This window comes from Lactobacillus sp. HBUAS51381, assembly GCF_012641095.1.
Classification (GTDB): Bacteria; Bacillota; Bacilli; order Lactobacillales; family Lactobacillaceae; genus Levilactobacillus.
In genome coordinates this window covers 1-4,654 of the sequence record NZ_JAAVSC010000063.1, presented here as the reverse complement: position 1 = coordinate 4,654, position 4,654 = coordinate 1, and the positions used below count along the sequence as shown (strand labels likewise).

At 48.8% G+C, this 4,654-nt stretch carries 5 protein-coding genes; 2 read left to right on the top strand and 3 right to left on the bottom strand.

From position 1 onward, the window contains the following. Positions 1 to 221: 221 nt before the first annotated feature. The 3 genes from fusA to rpsL form a co-directional block, all read right to left on the bottom strand. Entirely contained in the window at positions 222 to 2,321 is a 2,100-nt protein-coding gene (fusA, locus tag HEQ50_RS12370; protein WP_168900804.1) for an elongation factor G, read from the bottom strand. Between the two features lie 190 nt (positions 2,322 to 2,511). Continuing rightward, the gene (rpsG, locus tag HEQ50_RS12365; RefSeq protein WP_020090150.1) at positions 2,512 to 2,982 is read right to left on the bottom strand and encodes a 30S ribosomal protein S7; all 471 of its coding nucleotides are present in this window, start codon (positions 2,980 to 2,982) and stop codon (positions 2,512 to 2,514) included. Positions 2,983 to 3,054: 72 nt separating this feature from the next. Next, positions 3,055 to 3,468: a 30S ribosomal protein S12 gene (gene rpsL / locus HEQ50_RS12360; protein ID WP_011668504.1), complete on the bottom strand. Its 414-nt coding sequence runs from the start codon at positions 3,466 to 3,468 to the stop codon at positions 3,055 to 3,057. Between the two features lie 272 nt (positions 3,469 to 3,740). Between rpsL and HEQ50_RS12355 the strand changes: the two genes are divergently transcribed. Further along, positions 3,741 to 4,391, top strand: a complete 651-nt coding sequence (locus HEQ50_RS12355) for an A24 family peptidase (protein ID WP_168900803.1) — start codon at positions 3,741 to 3,743, stop codon at positions 4,389 to 4,391. Then, complete coding sequence (locus tag HEQ50_RS12915) at positions 4,388 to 4,516, top strand: hypothetical protein (protein WP_255459907.1); 129 nt, start codon at positions 4,388 to 4,390, stop codon at positions 4,514 to 4,516. Before HEQ50_RS12355 ends, HEQ50_RS12915 begins: the two co-directional genes overlap by 4 nt. Positions 4,517 to 4,654: the final 138 nt, after the last annotated feature.

Below are 4,654 nucleotides of genomic sequence, written 5' to 3'. Positions count from 1 at the left end.
TGGTTTATCCATAACAAAAACCTCACCAATTTATTTGATGAGGTAATCATATCGTTTTGCGACCATCAATCATAGACGGTCAGTTATTAGGTGCTTACCGCGTTCCGGCACCTCATCACCGGCACCTCACTGCTACGTTTACCATCGATACGGGCATCCGACGGCACAAAAAAACGCCCCACCCTAAGGCAGGACGTTTCGTTTCAGAGAATCACGCGACCCTAGTCTTCGACTGGAGTACCGCCATTCTTCTTGATAATATCAGCTTGAACACTCTTTGGCGTTGGTTCGTAGTGGTCAAACGTCATGGTAAAGGTACCACGACCTTGAGAAGCAGAACGTAACGTCGTCGCGTAACCGAACATTTCGGCTAACGGAACGAAGGAGTGAATCATTTGTGCGTTCCCACGAGCTTCCATACCATCGACCTTACCACGACGTGCGGTAACTTGACCCATGATATCACCCATGTATTCTTCTGGTACCAGGATATCAACCTTCATGATTGGTTCCAGGATAACGGGACCAGCAGACTTAACGGCATTCCGTAAAGCCAAGGAAGCGGCAACCTTGAAGGCTGCTTCACTAGAATCGACTTCATGGTAACTACCATCGTATAACTTGGCCTTAACATCAACCAATGGGTAACCGGCTAAGACACCGTTTGCCATGGCTTCTTGCAGACCTTGGTCAACTGAAGGGATAAATTCACGAGGAACAACCCCACCAACGATGGCGTCTTCGAATTCGTAACCCTTACCACGTTCGTTAGGGGTGAATTCGATCCAAACGTCACCATATTGACCTTTACCACCGGATTGACGAACGAACTTACCTTGGACCTTAGTTGACTTCGTGAAGGCCTCACGGTAGGCAACTTGAGGTGCACCAATGTTCGCTTCAACCTTGAATTCACGCTTCATCCGGTCGATGATGATGTCCAAGTGAAGTTCACCCATCCCAGCGATCAGCGTTTCACCAGTTTCAGGGTTAGTTTCAGCCTTGAAAGTAGGATCTTCTTCAGACAGCTTTTGCAGAGCGTTGTTCATCTTGTCTTGGTCAGCCTTCGTCTTAGGTTCAACGGCAACCTGGATCACAGGATCTGGGAAGTTCATTGATTCCAAGTGTAATGGGTGATCAGGATCAGTCAAAGAGTCACCAGTGGTGGTGTTCTTCAAACCAATGGCACCAGCGATATCACCGGAGAAGACTTCTGGAATTTCTTGACGGTGGTTTGAGTGCATTTGCAGCAAACGACCAACACGTTCACGCTTGTCCTTCGTGGAGTTCAGCACGTAAGAACCGGCTTCCAGAGTCCCGGAGTATACCCGGATGTAAGTCAAACGACCAACGAATGGATCGGTGGCAACCTTGAAAGCCAAGGCAGCGAAAGGATCGTCATCGTTTGCACGTAACGTAACGGCTTCATCAGTGTCAGGAACCGTGGCGTTGTATGGCTTAACGTCCAATGGTGATGGCAAGTAGTCGATAACGGCATCCATCAACATCTGAACACCCTTATCCTTGAAGGCAGAACCAGCAAAGACAGGGAACATGTCCAAACGTAACGTTGCCCGACGGATAGCAGCCTTCAGTTCCTCTTTGGTAATTTCTTCACCTTCGAGGTACTTTTCCATGATTTCATCATCAACGTCAGCAACGCTTTCGATGATGCCTTCATGACGCTTTTGGGCTTCTTCCTTCATGTCATCAGGAATTTCAACCGTATCCCATGAAGAACCTAACTTATCCTTGTCGTAAATGTAAGCTTTCATTTCGATTAAGTCAACAACACCGGCGAAGTCATCTTCGGCACCGATAGCCATTTGCAAAGCAACGGCATTGGCTTGGAGACGTTCGTGGAGGGAGTTTACTGAGAAGTCAAAGTCGGCCCCCAGCTTATCCATCTTGTTAACGAAAACGATACGGGGAACATCAAAGTCGGAGGCTTGACGCCAAACCGTTTCAGTCTGAGGTTCAACCCCGGCTTGACCATCTAAGACGGCAATCGCACCATCAAGGACCCGCAAGGAACGTTCAACTTCAACCGTGAAGTCAACGTGTCCTGGGGTATCGATGATGTTGATCCGGTGTTCTTTCCATTCCGCAGTCGTTGCAGCGGAAGTGATCGTAATTCCCCGTTCTTGTTCTTGTTCCATCCAGTCCATTTGTGAAGCCCCATCATGGGTTTCACCAATCTTGTGGATCTTACCAGTATAATACAGGATACGCTCAGTAGTCGTCGTTTTACCGGCATCGATATGAGCCATGATACCAATGTTACGCGTCTTCTCAAGCGGAAATTCACGAGTATTAGCCATGATTAATGTGTAACTCCTCTCAATATGATCATAGGTTGCTTGTGCCAAAAGGTGGCTACTATCATCACTCTGATTAAGTAGCCACCTCTCGATTAAAGGAAAAATCCCTTAAGCCAGAGACGAAAGTGTCAGTAACACCTCGCTCCAACATTTTATCACACTGCTGGCAATGCAGTGTAATAGCTGCTTTTTACCAACGGTAATGTGCGAAGGCACGGTTAGCGTCAGCCATCCGGTGCGTATCTTCACGCTTCTTAACAGCTGCACCCGTGTTGTTGGCAGCATCCATGATTTCACGCGCTAAGCGTTCAACCATGGTGTGTTCGCCACGTAAACGGGAGTATTGAACCATCCAGCGAAGACCTAAAGTGGTCCGACGATCTGGACGAACTTCGATTGGAACTTGGTAGTTTGACCCACCAACACGCCGAGCCTTAACTTCCAAGACTGGCATAACGTTCTTCATTGCTTCTTCGAAGACTTCCACTGGATCGTTACCAGTTTCGTTCTTAATGATGTCGAAGGCACCATAAATGATTTTAGTAGAAGTACCACGTTTCCCATCCATCATCGTGTGGTTAATCAAACGAGTAACCAACTTTGAGTTGTAAATTGGATCAGGAAGGACTTCACGCTTTTGTACGTTTCCTTTTCTAGGCATTGTTAATATCCTCCTCGAATGTTGTTTCAGACTGCTTGACGGCAACCGTGCAAGTCAGTCTAATAGTTCGTCTTAGCCCTTAGGCTTCTTAGTCCCATACTTGGAACGACCTTGACGACGGTCAGTCACACCGGCAGTATCGAGCGCACCACGGATGATGTGGTAACGAACCCCAGGTAAATCCTTTACCCGGCCACCACGGATTAAGACAACACTATGTTCTTGAAGGTTATGACCGATACCAGGAATGTAAGCAGTCACTTCAATTAAGTTGGACAACCGCACACGTGCATATTTCCGTAAAGCTGAGTTAGGCTTCTTTGGTGTCATGGTACCGACACGAGTAGCAACCCCACGCTTTTGTGGAGCTGGATTCTTAACTTGAGCTTTTTTGAAACTGTTATACCCGTAGTTTAAAGCTGGGGCATCTGATTTAGAACTTTTAGATTTACGACCTTTACGCACCAATTGGTTGATAGTAGGCATCTAAATAGTCCTCCTTTCCTATTCTTGAGTTTAGTCCACACATCCAGGTGGTTCATTTTTTCTTAAAGAAAAAAGACACTCAGACGCGGGTTCAATTGAAGTGTCCCTCCCGCCGTCAGTCAGCATGTCTGGTAGTGAATACCCGAGACCTGTCTGCGAAAAGCACCTTTAATAGAATACCACGCCTGAAAACCCATGTCAATAAAGGTTTTCGGGATTTCTCACAAATATTTCACCACGCTTCACGGAGTTAAGTCTTAGAGGTGATGACGATGTTAATCCCAATTCTCTTTATTTACGGGGCCTGCTGTGGCTCTTTGTTGGTGGCGCTGGCCAGTCGCTACGCCCGTGGAACATCCTATTTCTTTCCCCGTTCCCACTGCGACACCTGCCAAACGCCCCTGGCCTACTGGCAATTGGTGCCGGTGGCGAGTTACTTGCTGGTGCGGGGGAAATGTCAGACTTGCACGGCAAGCATCCCCCCAATCACCCTCATTTTTGAAGTTAGTACCGGGCTGCTGGCCACGACCATCGCGACCCCCTTTAGTCTACGGGTCGTCCTATGGCTGGGACTCTGGACCTTCGCCGCGTTATGTGATGCGCAGTGTCAAACATTTCCCGGTTGGGTGAGTTGGCTGGCGCTAGGGATCGTGTTGATCCATCAACCACTCGCCGCTTGGGTGATTGGCGGCAGTCTCTTTGCCCTCATCCGGTGGCTGTGGCCGCGCTGGTCGAAGCCGACGATTGGCGACGGCGACCTAGACATGCTACTCAGCTATACCTTATTATGGGGACTCTCCGCCACCGCCCACTGGCTGTTGCTTGCTTGCGGACTGGCGTTGAGTCGGGCACACCGCGGCGAACGACTAGCTTTTCTGCCCTATCTTGTGGTGAGCGCCGTGGCCTGGTGGCTGTGGCCATGAGCGACCTAACCAGTGATAAGCCGGTCTTATTTGTTAAAGCAATCGACGAGTTCCCGCCAAAGATTGTGGTTCTTAACAAACCGACTACTGTAGCCGCGGTCCGGGCCAAGTTTGGTGAACGGTAAGGCGACCTGCATCGACAACCTGTTTGACTTACTCGTTCGTAATCGAGTAGGAGGTAGCCGATTAGTTCGGCTACCGACCTCTCACACCACCGTACGTACGGTTCCGTATACGGCGGTTCAGTAACTTAAGCATTTTGA

Coding starts and splice junctions, on each gene's coding strand:
- fusA (WP_168900804.1), bottom strand. CDS start 2,321: ATGGCTAATACTCGTGAATTTCCGCTTGAGAAGACGCGTAACATTGGT.
- rpsG (WP_020090150.1), bottom strand. CDS start 2,982: ATGCCTAGAAAAGGAAACGTACAAAAGCGTGAAGTCCTTCCTGATCCA.
- rpsL (WP_011668504.1), bottom strand. CDS start 3,468: ATGCCTACTATCAACCAATTGGTGCGTAAAGGTCGTAAATCTAAAAGT.
- HEQ50_RS12355 (WP_168900803.1), top strand. CDS start 3,741: ATGTTAATCCCAATTCTCTTTATTTACGGGGCCTGCTGTGGCTCTTTG.
- HEQ50_RS12915 (WP_255459907.1), top strand. CDS start 4,388: ATGAGCGACCTAACCAGTGATAAGCCGGTCTTATTTGTTAAAGCAATC.